The organism is Candidatus Yanofskybacteria bacterium (assembly GCA_003514055.1).
Classification (GTDB): domain Bacteria; phylum Patescibacteriota; class Minisyncoccia; order 2-02-FULL-40-12; family GWA2-44-9; genus UBA12115.
Map to the genome: position 1 here is coordinate 217,770 of DOSG01000008.1, position 14,520 is coordinate 232,289.

Annotated in this window: 13 protein-coding genes; all 13 read right to left on the minus strand. The window is 40.5% G+C overall.

What is annotated here, in order from left to right; genetic code table 11:
• Positions 1-70: 70 nt before the first annotated feature.
• The 13 genes from DEG18_03400 to DEG18_03460 all read right to left on the minus strand — a co-directional run bounded on the left by DEG18_03400 (position 71) and on the right by DEG18_03460 (position 14,509).
• Positions 71-1,570 (minus strand): hypothetical protein, encoded by a 1,500-nt coding sequence (locus tag DEG18_03400; GenBank protein ID HBX58628.1) that lies wholly within the window; start codon positions 1,568-1,570, stop codon positions 71-73.
• A gap of 281 nt (positions 1,571-1,851) precedes the next feature.
• On the minus strand, positions 1,852-2,325 hold the full coding sequence (locus tag DEG18_03405) for a hypothetical protein (GenBank protein HBX58629.1): 474 nt from the start codon (positions 2,323-2,325) through the stop codon (positions 1,852-1,854).
• 18 nt (positions 2,326-2,343) lie between these two features.
• Positions 2,344-3,129, minus strand: a complete 786-nt coding sequence (locus DEG18_03410) for a hypothetical protein (protein ID HBX58630.1) — start codon at positions 3,127-3,129, stop codon at positions 2,344-2,346.
• Positions 3,130-4,812 (minus strand): hypothetical protein, encoded by a 1,683-nt coding sequence (locus tag DEG18_03415; GenBank protein ID HBX58631.1) that lies wholly within the window; start codon positions 4,810-4,812, stop codon positions 3,130-3,132.
• A gap of 9 nt (positions 4,813-4,821) precedes the next feature.
• Entirely contained in the window at positions 4,822-5,850 is a 1,029-nt protein-coding gene (locus DEG18_03420; protein HBX58632.1) for a hypothetical protein, read from the minus strand.
• 7 nt (positions 5,851-5,857) lie between these two features.
• Positions 5,858-6,412 (minus strand): dTDP-4-dehydrorhamnose 3,5-epimerase, encoded by a 555-nt coding sequence (rfbC, locus tag DEG18_03425; GenBank protein HBX58633.1) that lies wholly within the window; start codon positions 6,410-6,412, stop codon positions 5,858-5,860.
• A gap of 1 nt (position 6,413) precedes the next feature.
• On the minus strand, positions 6,414-7,385 hold the full coding sequence (locus DEG18_03430; protein HBX58634.1) for a hypothetical protein: 972 nt from the start codon (positions 7,383-7,385) through the stop codon (positions 6,414-6,416).
• 3 nt (positions 7,386-7,388) lie between these two features.
• Positions 7,389-8,105, minus strand: a complete 717-nt coding sequence (locus DEG18_03435; protein HBX58635.1) for an NAD(P)-dependent oxidoreductase — start codon at positions 8,103-8,105, stop codon at positions 7,389-7,391.
• A complete protein-coding gene (locus DEG18_03440; protein HBX58636.1) occupies positions 8,095-9,171 on the minus strand; it encodes a hypothetical protein in 1,077 nt (358 codons plus the stop codon). Before DEG18_03440 ends, DEG18_03435 begins: the two co-directional genes overlap by 11 nt.
• Before the next feature lies 1 nt (position 9,172).
• On the minus strand, positions 9,173-9,829 hold the full coding sequence (locus DEG18_03445; GenBank protein HBX58637.1) for a hypothetical protein: 657 nt from the start codon (positions 9,827-9,829) through the stop codon (positions 9,173-9,175).
• The gene (locus DEG18_03450) at positions 9,813-11,588 is read right to left on the minus strand and encodes a hypothetical protein (protein HBX58638.1); all 1,776 of its coding nucleotides are present in this window, start codon (positions 11,586-11,588) and stop codon (positions 9,813-9,815) included. The genes DEG18_03445 and DEG18_03450 overlap by 17 nt, the downstream gene beginning before the upstream one ends.
• Positions 11,585-13,360 carry a hypothetical protein gene (locus DEG18_03455; GenBank protein HBX58639.1) on the minus strand — a complete coding sequence of 592 codons (1,776 nt, stop codon included), beginning with the start codon at positions 13,358-13,360 and terminating at the stop codon, positions 11,585-11,587. Before DEG18_03455 ends, DEG18_03450 begins: the two co-directional genes overlap by 4 nt.
• The gene (locus DEG18_03460; GenBank protein HBX58640.1) at positions 13,361-14,509 is read right to left on the minus strand and encodes a hypothetical protein; all 1,149 of its coding nucleotides are present in this window, start codon (positions 14,507-14,509) and stop codon (positions 13,361-13,363) included.
• Positions 14,510-14,520 lie beyond the last annotated feature (11 nt).

The window sequence follows — 14,520 nt, forward strand, 5'->3', positions numbered from 1 at the left end:
TGAAGATTTCTACCGCTACTGAAATAATCTTGCCACTCCCTTCGCCAAACCTCATTAACCTCATCCTGGTCTATATGTTTATCTTTATCCATACGTACGATTCTTTAAATTTACCGCCAACAAGCTTATCCAATAATAAAATAGCAATCACATAAACGATCACCCCCGCGAAGATATAAGATATTAGAACTACGAAACTATCAATCGACTTAAATGATCTGAGACTCGTCAGAACAAGACACATGATAGCGCTTCCAAGTAATGGTAGCATCGATTGGCCGATAATCGAAAAAGGATTAATTTTTATTTCCCGTACCAGCCTGTAGGCATATACTAACTGCGCCGCAAATAATCCTAGTAAGGCGGCGATGGCGGTACCAGTTATTCCATACATCCTCGTTAGTGGCGAGATAACTGCAAACAGAACTACAGCTTGGAAAGCCATGGTAATTATGGAAACATAGGGCTTGCCCACTCCCAAAAAGACCGGCCCAACTAAAAATTCAAATGATTTTAGTAACCCAAATAAAATAGCCACGTACAGAACCGGCACCATTGAGAGCCAACGCGACCCATACACGTACCTGACGATATCTGGCGCTAAAACAAACATGCCTACAGAAGCTGGAATTATGATCGCCGAGATCATCCTAGCGATCCTCGTAAAAGCAAGACGCATCCTATCCTTGTCTTCTTGCATCTTGGCATAAAGAGGAAAAAATATAGCACCTAGAGTTTTAACGAATTCAACGGCTGGCAAGGTACCTAACGCGAATGCCATTTGATAAAAAGCTAGCTGATCTACTGACAATAATTTTCCTATCGCGAGAGAGTCTCCTCTTGTGGCGAAAAAGGAGACTATACCGCCTAGGGCTATCCATCTGCCGAATTTAAATAAATGCCAGGACCCTCCAAAATCGAAATTTAACCGCGGCCTATACGGATGACACAAGTAGGAGAGAATCAAGTAGGCCAGCCTGCCGATAACAGCACCAATAACCATCGCCCAAGCGTTTTTAGATATTAGAGCCGCCAAAATTACCGCACCTATCTGAATCAAATTACCAAAAACGTCATAGAAAAACTGTCGGTTTAGGGCCAATTCTTTCTGGAGGATTACTATGCCTATATTCTCAAGCCCCTCCATCAAGGCCAGAAGACCCAACACTCTTATCATCATGACGATGGCATCATTGTCAAAAAATCTTCCGAATAGATTAGCGCTAAAGAACATAACCACAGCCAAAAATATCCCTCTTATAACATTCGCCGTCCAGGCATTATCCAAATATTTTCTAACATCCTTTTTCTCCTGTATTATCGCCGAATTTATCCCAAGCTGAACAAATACGCTAACAGTACTAAGCCCTAGAGAAGCCAAGGCAAAAAGACCGATGTCGTGTGGGAAAATCAAACGCGCTACGATTATTGTCCTAACGAACTGGGAACCTTTCATTAGAGTTCTTTCGAAAAACAAAATCAAACCACCACGAGCCACCTGTTGGCCCATAGTTTCGGCTGTTTCCCAAACCCCAAAAAGTTTTTTCCAAATTCGAACAAAAAGTGTCATACTATTCTTTTAATGCTACACCGTAAATCTTCGTAAATTTAGACGCGTCAATCTTTTAATAAAATATATAGGTCTTCTTTCTTCAGACCATTCCCGTAAAAGAACCTACCCATTTGGAAATCGGCATACTCATCTACTCTGTCTTGATATCTTTCAAGATTCTTCACGGCAATAGCGAAACAATATTATAGCAAGCGTGGTCGGCCTGAGATAATCGCCATAGCTCGATTTTATGTGTATGTTCTGAATAACTGGAACGACCAACACAACCACGCCACTGCTTAACTCGCATAGATTCTTAAAAGCTGTCTGGAAATCAAGTACATGTTCGAGAGTAGTATGGTTGAAAACAACATCGAATCTCCCCCCACAAGTTCATTTCTGAGAGGAAGCATTAAATCTAGCCCCAGCTCTTCGACTCCAGAATCCACCATAGAACCGAATCCCTTTTGCTTTGACGGAGCGTTAGGCACGGCGTAGCTAAGCTTCCTGGTAAGATATTCCCGATAATAACCACCTTCCTTGTCTCGGTCATCCCAGCCAGAAACATTGATAACGCTACCATCAAGAACAGGAGCGTATTCCCGAAGCATTTCATTCGAAAAATGCCTGGCATTTACTAAAGATTTATCTAAAACTCTATTGGCGATTCCTCGTACGCATCTATGGAAAAAAAATAATATTTTAGACATGGTGATTGTCGGCAAACTCGCCTTGGGTTGGCGGTATCTCTGATGATTATGAGCTGGAATCATGATAAGTCGATATTTAAACTATTTTTGACCCACAATCACTATCTCAAATCCAAAATTTCTTGAGAAAAATCGATTAGTATATTTATCTAAAATTTTAGAAATCCTATTGACTACGCGACCTAATAGGCTAAAAAACTGATGATGGTTTCTCAATCTGAATATCCCATAGCCCACATAAAACCCATCGGTGGCGATAATTCTTATGTTCTCTTTTTCCATTACTTCTTTTAGCTCCTGTCTTGAAAATGATTTTTCGTATCCATATACATATTTTCTACCTGTCAGCGTAAGAAACCGCTTGTATAAAGTATGAAAATTCCAAAAATTGACCACCGCAATCACTATCCTCCCACCAGGCTTAGTGATTCTTCGTATCTCTTGGATCGCTTTCCGATAGTCGTGAAGATGTTGAATCACCAAATCCGAGAAGACGACATCAAAATGATCATTGGGGAAAGCGCTCGCCAAGATGTCATCTTTCTGAAACGATACATTCTCGATTCCCGCTTCCACCGCAAGTCTTCGAGGGATCGAAAGGGCTTCGTCCAGGATGTCCGAAATTGTAATAGAACTTTTCGAGAAATCTTGAGCCAACCTTAAGCCATATTTCCCCGTTCCACAACCGACATCAAGCAAATTATTAAATTTGCTCGGGATATATTTTTTAATAACTGGGAATGCTTCAGGGAAAATACGACTGCTAAAAATTTCTCGCAAGCTTAATCCACGCGCCATCTCCCATTTTTCCTTCCAGATTTTATTAATATTTTCCTGAACTTGTTGTTCCGACATGTTCATTACCATCTAAGTTTTACGCATAAGGCCAAATCCAAAAGAAGTGTGATAGTCCCTTATCTCGTTTTTATTTATAAAGTCCATAAAGGCATTATTGTGTTTAATATCGTCAGATAATAAAAATCCACCACGTGATACATGCGGCCAAACTGCCACATATTCAAATGTCATATTTTGATAACTATGATCGCTATCGTGATAAAAAATGTTAACGGAACCAAGCTTACTAAGAAGCTCTGGTAGTTTCTCTCTGGACTTACCCAAAATCAATTCCCATCGACTTCTTAATTCTTGAGGTACAAGCCAACCAGGCATCTCCCCCTCTGGCACGAACCCCTTAAACTCCGGGCGGCCAGTATCTGCGACGAACATTTCTGGAGAGTCCCCCTTAAAGTATTGTGGGAAGTCTATCGAGTATAACTTTCCTTTTTTGTTTTCATTCAATGCTTGCAAAATCGCCCAGCTCGAGCGGCCGCTCGCTACTCCAGTTTCTATAATTACCTCCGGCCTCATGAGTCGAATCAACACATAAAGCATCATAACTTCAAAATCACCTGCATGACCGAAAGAAAATTTCTTCTTCATGAAGTCTTTGGTTTGGACAATATTCACCATATCTCTCATCGTTTTCGTATCTCCATACAATGAGTTGATTATCCTTTGTAATGATGCGATTACCTTATTTCTTTCGACATACCTGGCCAATATTGTTTTTAGGTACATCTTTTTAAGTATTCTCTTCAAAAATACGCCGCCCAGCATAGAGATAAATCCGCGGACATATTCGACTCTTGGATAAGTGAAGAATGCTTTGGCAAAGTATTCCAGCGATTTTATTCGCTGCTTGTTGTCTTTATACAAAAGGGCAAGCTCTGAATAGCGGCGAGAGAGCTGGCGCGGGTGTTTCCGATAATCAATGTCGTGCTTTTGGATAAACACATGCAGGCCCAAGATTCTATTCGGTAAATTACTCGGCCCGCCAAGCTGATTGCCGTGAACATGTAACTTTAGCAAGACCTGGTTGATGGAATAGAATTTAACCTTCGCCTTAGCCATGCGTAAGGTTAAGTCCCATTCCTGATTTTTGAGTAATTTCTCGTCAAATAAAAATCCTCTATCCAAAACATTCTTTCTGGCTAAAATAGAGCTGGTCCATGCAAATGACTTGTTTAAAACGTCTAGATATGGCTCAATCAATCCTTCTCTGCTGTATTTATTGAGATACAAGCGCTTATCATTCTCGCCAACCGCCTCAAAACCACAGAAACACAAACCAGCTTCTGGATTTTCAGTCAAAGCTCTTACTTGCAGTTCAAGTTTCAGAGGCAGCCACTCATCGTCATCGTCTAGAAAAGCTATGAATTCGCCGGCTGAGTTCTTGATGCCGGTATTGCGCGCGGCTGGCGCACCACACTCTTGCTCGTGGGGTATGTATCTAATACGATTGTCACTAAATGATTTAGCCACATCGCGAGCTCGTTCATGCACACCGTCGTCAACAATAATAATCTCAAAGTCTTGGTATGTTTGGACCAGCACGGAATTAACCGCTCGCTTGAGCATCGCCGGCCGATTATGGGTTGGAATGATAACGGAAACTTTAGGCATTATTGGATGTGATATTCTCTTTAATGTCGCGTAGTCTTTTCTCGACAACGAAAAGTCAACGAATCCTTTCTCTCCGACGACCAAAATTATTTTCTATTTATTACGAACCGACTCCCTAAAGACGTTCTCCAATTTATCGGTCAACTCTTGCCAGGTCGGTAGATTTCGCACGTGAATCAGAGCGTTATTTGCTATTTTTCTTCTCAGATTGGGATATGCTATTAATTCTTCTAATTTGTTCGATAAGTCTTCGGCATCGCCCTTCTTCGCGATGAGAGCCGTCTCTCGATCATGCACATAGTCACCAACACTCACGTTATCATAGATAGCGAGTGCCGCACAAGCTGCCATCGCCCACCGATGAGCGATGGGGCGACTATCATCGATGGAACAGCCCAGATATATATCAGAGTTGGCAAAAAGGCGAGCTAACTTTTCACCAACGACATCGTAGTGATACTCGTCACAAGATTCATTGATATTCTTAATTCTTGTTCCATAAAGGATTAACCGCACGTTCGGATATTTTTTTTGCAAGTTTCTTACTATGGCGACACCCTCCTTGGTTCTCTTCCATTTGTAATCATGATGGAGCATAAGAACTCGTATAGTAGTATCATCCGGCCGTCTATCTCTCTTCCTAGGATTGAAAAGGTCGCAATCGACTGCGTTAAAGAGAACTTCAGTCTCTTGGTTAAACTCATTTTTGAATATTTCATACAGCCAGGTTCCATTCACGAATTTTTTGAAAGGAAGCCGATAGACCTTGTCCACGATAGCTGGATCTCCATGGTACATCCTTTCGTCATGCTGTATATATTGAAACTTTACGCCGTGAGTGCTAATAGCTTGCAATTTCTGGGCAACTTTCCATGAATCTGCGAAAAAAACATCCGCATCACGAAGATCAGAAAAATTTTTGACCCTAGTTATTCTAACTCTACTAGTTTTTGATAAAAGAGGATGACTATTAAATAGATTTCTTATATATCGAGTCGGGCTCCCACTTTCGACGGCGACGATTACATCATGTCCCCTTTTAGATAGTTCATCCGCAAAGGTCATCGAAACACTCACTCCCCCCGCAAGTTTTAAATGTGGAACTAAAATATTAATTTTCATATTAAAACTAAAACAATTTAGCCTCCGGCCTGTCCAACCAGCTAGCTAATGTCTGAGCCTTGGCGTCTTTTTCGGAAAGTATTGGCGTCTCTATCGGCCATTTAATACCTATGGCAGGATCATTCCAAAGAATCCCCGATTCAGCATTCTTGTTGTATTCTCCCGTGCACTTATACTGAACTTCCGCCACGTCACTCAAAACGCAAAACCCCCTAGCAAATCCGGCCGGAGCGTAAACCTGTTTTCTGTTTTCAGCACTTGCCTCTACCCCAATCCACTTACCGACGGTGGGCGAGTCCTTTCTTATATCTACTGCGACAAGAAAAGCACTTCCCACGGTGACTCGCATGAGCTTCCCCATCGGCGGCTCCCACTGAAAGTGAAGTCCTCTTAGAACATTCCTAGCCGACCTTGAATGATTGTCTTGGACGAAATCCTCCCCAATCCCCAGCTCTTTAAATAGGCTTTTCTTATAAACCTCGACAAAAAAACCTCGCTCATCTCCCATCACTTCAGGGGTCACGATAAGAATGTCGGCTATTTCCGTTTTTTCTATGGTCATTTTATAATTTTATTCCTTTAGACATAATCTTGTTAAAGACTTTTATATTATAAAATCGGTCATCCCCATAGCTTATTCCGGGCTTAATATTTTTATTTAAGTCTCCCAGAATTTCCTCTATTGATCCGCTGAAATTAAAGCCGAACTTTTTCTTTATTTTTTGAGTTGAAACTCTGTAATTTCTAAAACTCTTTTTCTTGTTCCATTCAATGGCGATCTTCTTGTTATGATGATCTAAAAAATAACTTTGGACTCGCTTCGCGACCTCTCCAACTTTAAAATTACCAGAGCTAAGATTGTATACACCGGAAATATTTTTCCTGGATTCTATCGCGAATACATAGGCACTAATGGCATCGGACATCGACAGTAGTGGCCTCCAGATATTTGGATTATCAACGGTTATTTTTCCAACAGTCTGCGCCCGCATATACATCGTATTGACCATTAGATCAAACCTCATTCTAGGACTAAAACCAGATAAGGTGCCCTGTCTAAAGCATACAACGTCAAACTTGCTATCGGAAAATTTTCTGACAGCGAACTCCCCCTGCCACTTCGAAATACCATACGGATAGATGCTTATAGTTTCTGAATTCTCGGTATTAATTTTATCTACGCTATTACCATATATTGAACAAGAACTTGCATATATAAATCTGGGTACTCCTGCTCTTTTCGCGATATAGGCCAGGTAGCTTGGGCTAGAACCATTGTAAATAAAATTTAAAGACGGAGAAAATTCGGCCATTGGATCGTTAGATAAGCCAGCTAAAAAAACAACGGCGTCGAAGCCTCTTACGCGCTCTTCTTTCAAGGAGAAAATGTCTCCCTTAATTTTTTCTACCTTCTTGTCCAAAAAATCTCCGAACCAGAAGAGATCTAAAACCGTCACCTTATGCCCTTTGTCCGCTAAATAGTTCGAGAGCCTTGTCCCGATGTATCCAGCGCCACCAGCAATTAATATTTTCATAGATTAGATACTTTTTAAAATTTCCTTTAATTTTTTCGTATTCATCGATGTGTCCCTTGGCACGAAAAACATCGCCTCTCTTCTCGTAATATTCTTGACATCTTTTTTCCCAAGCATCTTTGCGAGCTGTTTTACGGTTTTCCTCTTTGTTCCAACATTGATAACCCCCAACGCTCCGCTTATTTTAGCTAGTTTTAGAATATGTGGAGCTATGATCTTCAAGCTATCTCTTGATGTATATTGATCGATAAATGCCCTATCGTAGGGAAAAACATCGGGAGAAAAGGATGTTCTTACTATTAAAGAATTGTCGTAGGCCCGCACCACGCATTCTCCGCCCAGCTTAGACCAAGCATATATATTTTGCGGCAGCAATTCATCTTCCTCAATATAGCCACCTCTATCTCCTTTATACACGTAGTCTGTCGATATGTAAATCAGCTTTATACCGTTTTTAGCGCACTCGCGTGCGACGTTAAAGGTACCCACCACATTTACAAGCATTGCCAAAATTGGTTCATTATTACACTGCATTGGGCCCGTCAACGCTGCACAATGAATAAAAACGCTTGGTCTGTGTTTCTCGATCGCCCTAGAGACGGATTCAGGCTTTGAGATGTCCATCTCCCTATGCGTGGGCGCGCATATCTTACCATCTAAGGATTTTAAATATTTACCAAGACGACCGCTACCTCCGGAAATTAATATTTTATTTTTCATATTTTATTTTATTTATCAGATCGCCGACCACGAATTCCGGCATTAATTTTTTATCAAATAATTCTTTAGCATTCGCAACTATTGTTTTATATAGATCAGGATTTTGCTTTATTAATAGAATTTTTTTGGCTAAATCATCGGCACTCTCTCGCTGACACAAAATAATATTCTTATCGTTCTCGAATACTTCTCTTATCGCCAAAGAGTCCTCTGTAATGACTGGCCTATCTAGCGCGATCGCTTCGTATAATTTATTGGGGATAACTCTTTTAGCTTTCTCCGAACCGCCAAATATTCCGAGAGAGATATCGCAAATATCTATATACTTGGCCACATCTTCGTAAGAAACCCTATCTATAAAATTTATATTTTTAATATCCAGGCTAGAAGATAGGCGCCGCACTTCTTTGTATGTCTGTCCACTACCGATTAAATTGAATTTAATATCCTGATAGGTCTCGAGTTTCTTAGCTGCCAGGACCACATTCTCTACCCCCTGAAGGGGGATGTATCTGCCATGAAAATTTACAAGAAAAATATTTTTGTCTTTTTTCATTATGCGTCCGCTCCTTGCCATCGATACAAGAAGATTCTTGTCTGCGCCCACCAACACTCTGATAAATTTATTTTTGTCTGCGCTGAACAGATCGCAGAAATATTCTATATGGGCGTTTGTGTCTAATAAGATGTAATCAGCTAGATAGCATCCCATCCAATCAATGAACCAATAATACGCAGCCTTTAAGCTCTTTCTGCCTATCAAATTTCTATCATTCACATAGGTATCATATATAGAATAATGCGCATCCCAAAAAATGGGCTTACTTGATATCGCCTTGATTAACAATACTAGCCATCTAGACGTATCTGAAGAGCCGACAATAATAAAATCTGATTTTCTGTGACTATTTAAGTATGCTTGGGTTAATTTAATAAATTTCAAAAAACGATTTTTCGTTGAGAAATTGCAAAGTGAGACCTCTAAGCCATTAGCCCTAAGGCCCTCTACGATGACGCTATTCCTGATATACCGAGGATTAAAATCTCCAAAATAACAAATGTTCATATTATTTTTTATTGGCAACTAGATAATAGCCACTTGTTAGAATATTGTTTTCTCTAGATTGCTTTCTTATATCGCCAAACTCATCTCTTATTAAAGATGGCATTGCATTTATGAGTCTAGCCAGAGCAAATACCATGATCTTTGTCGCCATGCCACCGAGTAAATCCGTTTGAAAACCAATTCTTTGCAGTAAAACGGCAAACGCATCCTTCGTTCCCACCTCTTCCACCAAGCTGATTACATTCCAATCTTTAAAAAGATATCTCAGTCCATATTTGGTATATCTAAAGTAATCTCCAGGAGCATCGTGAATCGGAAAAATAAACCTAGTTGTGAGTATGAGCTTGCCTCCAACTTTAAGCACCCTCTTCATCTCAGATATAGCCACATGCGGAGAATGCAGATGCTCAAGGACCTCTGTGCATAAAATTATATCAAACTTACCATCTTCAAAAGGCAAATCATGAGCATCCGCCACGACATCGACCCCCCTACCTTTATTTACGTCCAGACCGATCCTATTCTTGAAATAATGAGAATAAGGAGAGTTCGAACATCCTAGGTCTAGCGTTAATCTATCCGAGCTATTCTCTGATATAAATTTTTCCAACTCAACACGTGTTATTTTTCTAGTCAGAAACTTATTTAGAGATTTCATTGTGCTCTATATGATTTATTATTTTAGTCGCCCTACCATCCCAGGATATATCTTTTAAATTTTTTAATACATTCGCCTCTAAATCATGCCTGAGCTCTTCGTCTCTGGCCAAATGCAATACAGTATCTCTGAGATCCTCTACGTTGCCAACCTCATAAAACACGGCTCCACTTTCCGACAACGCAGACTTTAAAGTATCTATATTAGAAGCGACAATGGCTTTCCCTGCAGCCATAAATTCATAAACCTTTATCGGAGAGGTTGTCTTCCCGTGAGCATTGTTGGGAAGTGGAATTACGACAACATCTATGGCCCTAAGATAAGTCGGTATTTTGCCATATTCTACATGGCCTGCAAATTCTATGTTGTCCGAGCGAACCATGGACTTATATTTATTTACTAGATTATCTGGACCCCCCACGATAAGTAATCTAGCCATACTCAAACTTATCTTGTTAAAGGCTTCTATTAAATCCCCGACGCCCTTATCATTCCCAACCGCTTCTAGGCTACCAACATATCCAAATATAATATCATTAGAATCGATACCAAGACTACGCCTAGCCTCATCTTTGGTCAGTTTTATATTAAAATAATCCAGATCTACTCCATTCGGAGCCACTAACACTTTATCTAGGTTGAGCTTATAATGCTGCCTGAGTAGCTCCAACGTTCCCTCAGAGTTGACTATAATCCTCCTAGCATTTTTCAATATTAATCCGATGAAAGCCTTTGATCTCTTGGATCGGTAATCGTGAATTTCGGCGATTGGCTTCAAGCCCATAATGGATAACAGCAAGAGGATCGCGTAATCACGGGAATAAAAAGTAGCCCCACCGCCCGCATGTTTAATTACATAAAGCCAACTAGACGCGACAAAGCTTAATGATCTGACATAATACGCCAGCTTTCTAGGGATCACCTTGATAAAAAACAAATCAATACTAGGCAACCTTTTGATCTCAAAATTTCTTTCTACTTTATAATAAGAGAACGGATCTTCTTTTATCCTGGCCACGTGCCAAGGGATAACTAACTCAATCTGGACTCCAGTCCTAGCAAAAGCCTCACAAGACTTCATGATTTGGACTCCCCTCGCCTTTACCGTTGGCAGCTCGACATTTGTGATATATATTATTCGCTTACTCGGCTGGATAAATTTAATCAGCTCGGGACTCAGCTCCTTATCAAGGCCGACCGTCTGAGTATGCAAATAAACATGCTCAGACGAAGAGGCTAAAGCTCTTCTGGCTAGGGCATAGTTTTCGGCCAAACAACTTTGCCATCGTCTCAGATACTCTGTTCCGAATCTATCCCTGGCCCAATAGCCCCTATCCTTAGATCTTTCTATGGAATCCTCGATTGATACATCCATGATAATTACTTTATCGACTAAGAACAGCTTACTGGCCATTTCCTTCATACTGGAATACATCAAAATGTCGTCGGGTGTAGATAATAGATTCTGCAGTAAGCCCTGGTCTATAATCGCATTTTTATATTTTTTCGCTTTTTGATACTTGGCATTCCCGTACAAGAATATGTTTATCAGCTTATACCTGAATAGCTCTGAATTTAAAACGAGCTTTAAAAATAGATAAGAGAATATTACCGGGTGCAAAAAGGCAAACGCAAGATTATACAAAAACAATTCTAGTTTATTGTTTATTTTAACGATCTTAAATCCAAAAGAAGATTCAAGTTTACGAGCAGTTGTAGTTTTGCCAGAGGCTGGCAACCCAAATAGTTCTACGATCATGGCTTTGAAAATATAATCGAGTAAGACTCGACGAATAAGCTATTAATGCCATCCAAAGAACCCCTTCCTATAAGCCTTTTGATTAAGCGATTCATGCGCGGAGATTTGAAGAATGGGAAACCCATGGTCACCGGGCGAATGCTTTCTATCGATAGGCCCCTACTTTTGAGTAGCTTAGCCAGCCTATCTGGATGTATCTGCTTGATATGGAATTCTGGTATCTCCCTATTCGCTAACCTGTAACGCCAGTACTGAGGGAATTTAGTAATTATCATGCCCCTGCCTCCGGACACGATTAGGTCTGATATTTTCCCTACGGCAATATCTTTATCCGAGATATACTCCAAAGCACGTGAAGAAAAGAACAAGTCATATTTTTTAGCAGGCTCAAATTTAATGAAATCTGTATTTACGAAACCTATATCACCCCTACCGATGAGATTTTTTCTTGCCAATTCCAACATCTCGGAAGAGATATCAACCAGATCGAATTTGGCCGCAGGATTTTTATCTACAAATAACCTGGTCCACGTACCCGGGCCAGGTCCAATCTCTAGGTAATTATTGAACTTAACCGTTTTGCTAAATTTCTGAACTTCTTCTAGCGTCATATTGTACCCAGCCCTAGCTATCTCACTCTTGAACCAACGATGCCTCTCGTAGTCGCCACCAAAATCTATTTTGATCTTTCTATCGTAGTAATCCCCCACGTCGTTTTGGTTCTTTATAATCTTAGAAACTCGGCTCACAAGGCCAACTAGATCATGCTCTCCGACTACTATTTCTCTCAATTTGTTACCAACGACTTCGACTTCTTGTTCGGAAAGGCCAAATATATATTTTATTCTCTCTGCTAGACCCGCATGATCATTCTTCTCATACATAAGACTAGGGCTCAGGTCACCCAATACATCTCGCAAAGCTTCATTGCAAGTAAGCACGGGCACGCCGCAAGACATGGCTTCCAAGATGGCCTTATCGAGGCTCCCGGTGTGACTCATATTAACGAACAGGCCTGAAGCTCCGAGAATAGCCGACAAGGCATTATTAGCCGCAGCACCAGTAAAAGAAATTTTAGACTCCAAGCCATTATCTTTGACCATAGACTTCAGACGAACGAGATACTCTTCATCAGGGCTAGTAGCCGGGGCACCGACGATCCTTACTTTGATCGTATTAAAGAGATCAATTCTGGTTTCTTTAATGACAAGTATAGCCCTTATCAGAGTCTCATAGTCTTTAGATGGTGATATCCTACCGATCGAAACGATATTACGTCTTTCTTTCTTGTCGGCTGGATTAGAATTAAAAATAGTTGTGTTTATGCCCTGGCCAACAATTCTTTTTTTGCTAGTCTCGATGCGATAACCTTCATCTGTCGAAGTAAAAGCTATGTCGGTAAAAACATTCGCTAACCTCAACTTTGAACTGACGCGGCCATGAGCATACCAGAGAGAAGATTTTTTGCCTTTCATTCTCCAGATCAATCCGCCCAATACCATCCAGATCGGATTCATGTGAACAAAAACAGAATCATAATCTAGGGTCATGATGTGTTTATAAAAATTAAAGAGCTGGACGACCTTGCCCTCCCCTCTATCTTTACCGAGGGAAAATACCTTAACATTGCTTGGCAGACTATAAGCTCTCTTTTCTAGGCATAATATGCTTACAGCCTCAAAATGCTTAGAAAATTCATTCAGCCAACCAATAAAAAAGCCTAGGAGCTGATCGTTCTCATCTACTTTCTGAGTAATAATTAGAAGCTTCATTTAAATTAGAGATTTTATATTATCGGCATAATTTTTGATGGCCACGGTCTTATCAAATCTCGATAAGTCGGTTTCAACTTTGATATCTTTCGCTTCTTTGAAGGCTTTTATAGCTTGGTCTGATGACCAGTCGATAATCCGCCCGTTATTAGAATTCAAAACGTCCGGGACTATCCCTACTAGCGTAGCTATGACCGGAATACCGCAAGCTAGGGCTTCTAAGATAACTCTGGGGCCGCCTTCATTGTAGGATAACATTATTAGCGCGCGAGATTCATTTATAAGTTTGGCAACCTCGGCGGAATCTTTGGCCCAACCATAAAGAATGACACGGTCATTCAATTTTGAATTTTGAATTTCTAATTTTAAATAATTATGAAGGGCGCCGTTGCCGACGATTAAGATCTTGAGATTGGATTTTTTGGCTATCTCTAGTAATATGTCTAATCCCTTGTTTTTCTCTAGGCGTCCAACAAAAATTAGATCGTACTTTTTCTCTAAATTCATGAGCTTAAAAATGTCTAAGTCAATATAAAAAGCTGGAATATATTTGATCTTACTCTCCGATACTCCTGCCTTTTTCAAGAAACCGGGCACTTCGTTTTTATTGATTACTCTAATCGCTTTAGCCTTGGAAGAATCGATAGATATAAAAATTCTGGTCAAAAATTTATAAAAGAATTCTCTAAGATCAGAAGTCCTAGGGTAACCAGGTATGTGCATTATTTCAAGAACATATGGAACTTTGATCTTATTCCAGAGCATTCTTGCTCCGAGGCCATTATAGAATGGCGGATACTCGTGGACGGTCATGACCCAATTTTGATTTTCTAATTCCCAATGGCGGTCTTTGCCGCCTAAAAGACCGCCATTAGCGCTTAAAATTTTTAGACCTTCAAAATAAATCCAGAATGGCTGGAGGATTTTGGGCCAGGGTGAGGGATGAATGAAAACGTTGCCGAAGAATTTATTCTCATAACGAAGGGCGCCTTTTCCGGCAGCTGCCGGAGCCAAAAGACCGCGATCATTCCGGACTCTTGGGCAGATGATGTCGATACGATCCCAGTGTTTATGGAATTCCTCAAGAGTATTATAAAAAGCGCCGCGCTTCCCTTCGGCCAATGCAGACGCACCAACACCGGAAATCATTAGTAAGCGAG

What these genes read in the sequence shown, in the direction of transcription:
- DEG18_03400 (HBX58628.1), bottom strand. Translation starts at nt 1,570, where the DNA reads ATGACACTTTTTGTTCGAATTTGGAAAAAACTTTTTGGGGTTTGGGAA.
- DEG18_03405 (HBX58629.1), bottom strand. Translation starts at nt 2,325, where the DNA reads ATGATTCCAGCTCATAATCATCAGAGATACCGCCAACCCAAGGCGAGT.
- DEG18_03410 (HBX58630.1), bottom strand. Translation starts at nt 3,129, where the DNA reads ATGGTAATGAACATGTCGGAACAACAAGTTCAGGAAAATATTAATAAA.
- DEG18_03420 (HBX58632.1), bottom strand. Translation starts at nt 5,850, where the DNA reads ATGAAAATTAATATTTTAGTTCCACATTTAAAACTTGCGGGGGGAGTG.
- rfbC (HBX58633.1), bottom strand. Translation starts at nt 6,412, where the DNA reads ATGACCATAGAAAAAACGGAAATAGCCGACATTCTTATCGTGACCCCT.
- DEG18_03430 (HBX58634.1), bottom strand. Translation starts at nt 7,385, where the DNA reads ATGAAAATATTAATTGCTGGTGGCGCTGGATACATCGGGACAAGGCTC.
- DEG18_03435 (HBX58635.1), bottom strand. Translation starts at nt 8,105, where the DNA reads ATGAAAAATAAAATATTAATTTCCGGAGGTAGCGGTCGTCTTGGTAAA.
- DEG18_03440 (HBX58636.1), bottom strand. Translation starts at nt 9,171, where the DNA reads ATGAACATTTGTTATTTTGGAGATTTTAATCCTCGGTATATCAGGAAT.
- DEG18_03445 (HBX58637.1), bottom strand. Translation starts at nt 9,829, where the DNA reads ATGAAATCTCTAAATAAGTTTCTGACTAGAAAAATAACACGTGTTGAG.
- DEG18_03450 (HBX58638.1), bottom strand. Translation starts at nt 11,588, where the DNA reads ATGATCGTAGAACTATTTGGGTTGCCAGCCTCTGGCAAAACTACAACT.
- DEG18_03455 (HBX58639.1), bottom strand. Translation starts at nt 13,360, where the DNA reads ATGAAGCTTCTAATTATTACTCAGAAAGTAGATGAGAACGATCAGCTC.
- DEG18_03460 (HBX58640.1), bottom strand. Translation starts at nt 14,509, where the DNA reads ATGATTTCCGGTGTTGGTGCGTCTGCATTGGCCGAAGGGAAGCGCGGC.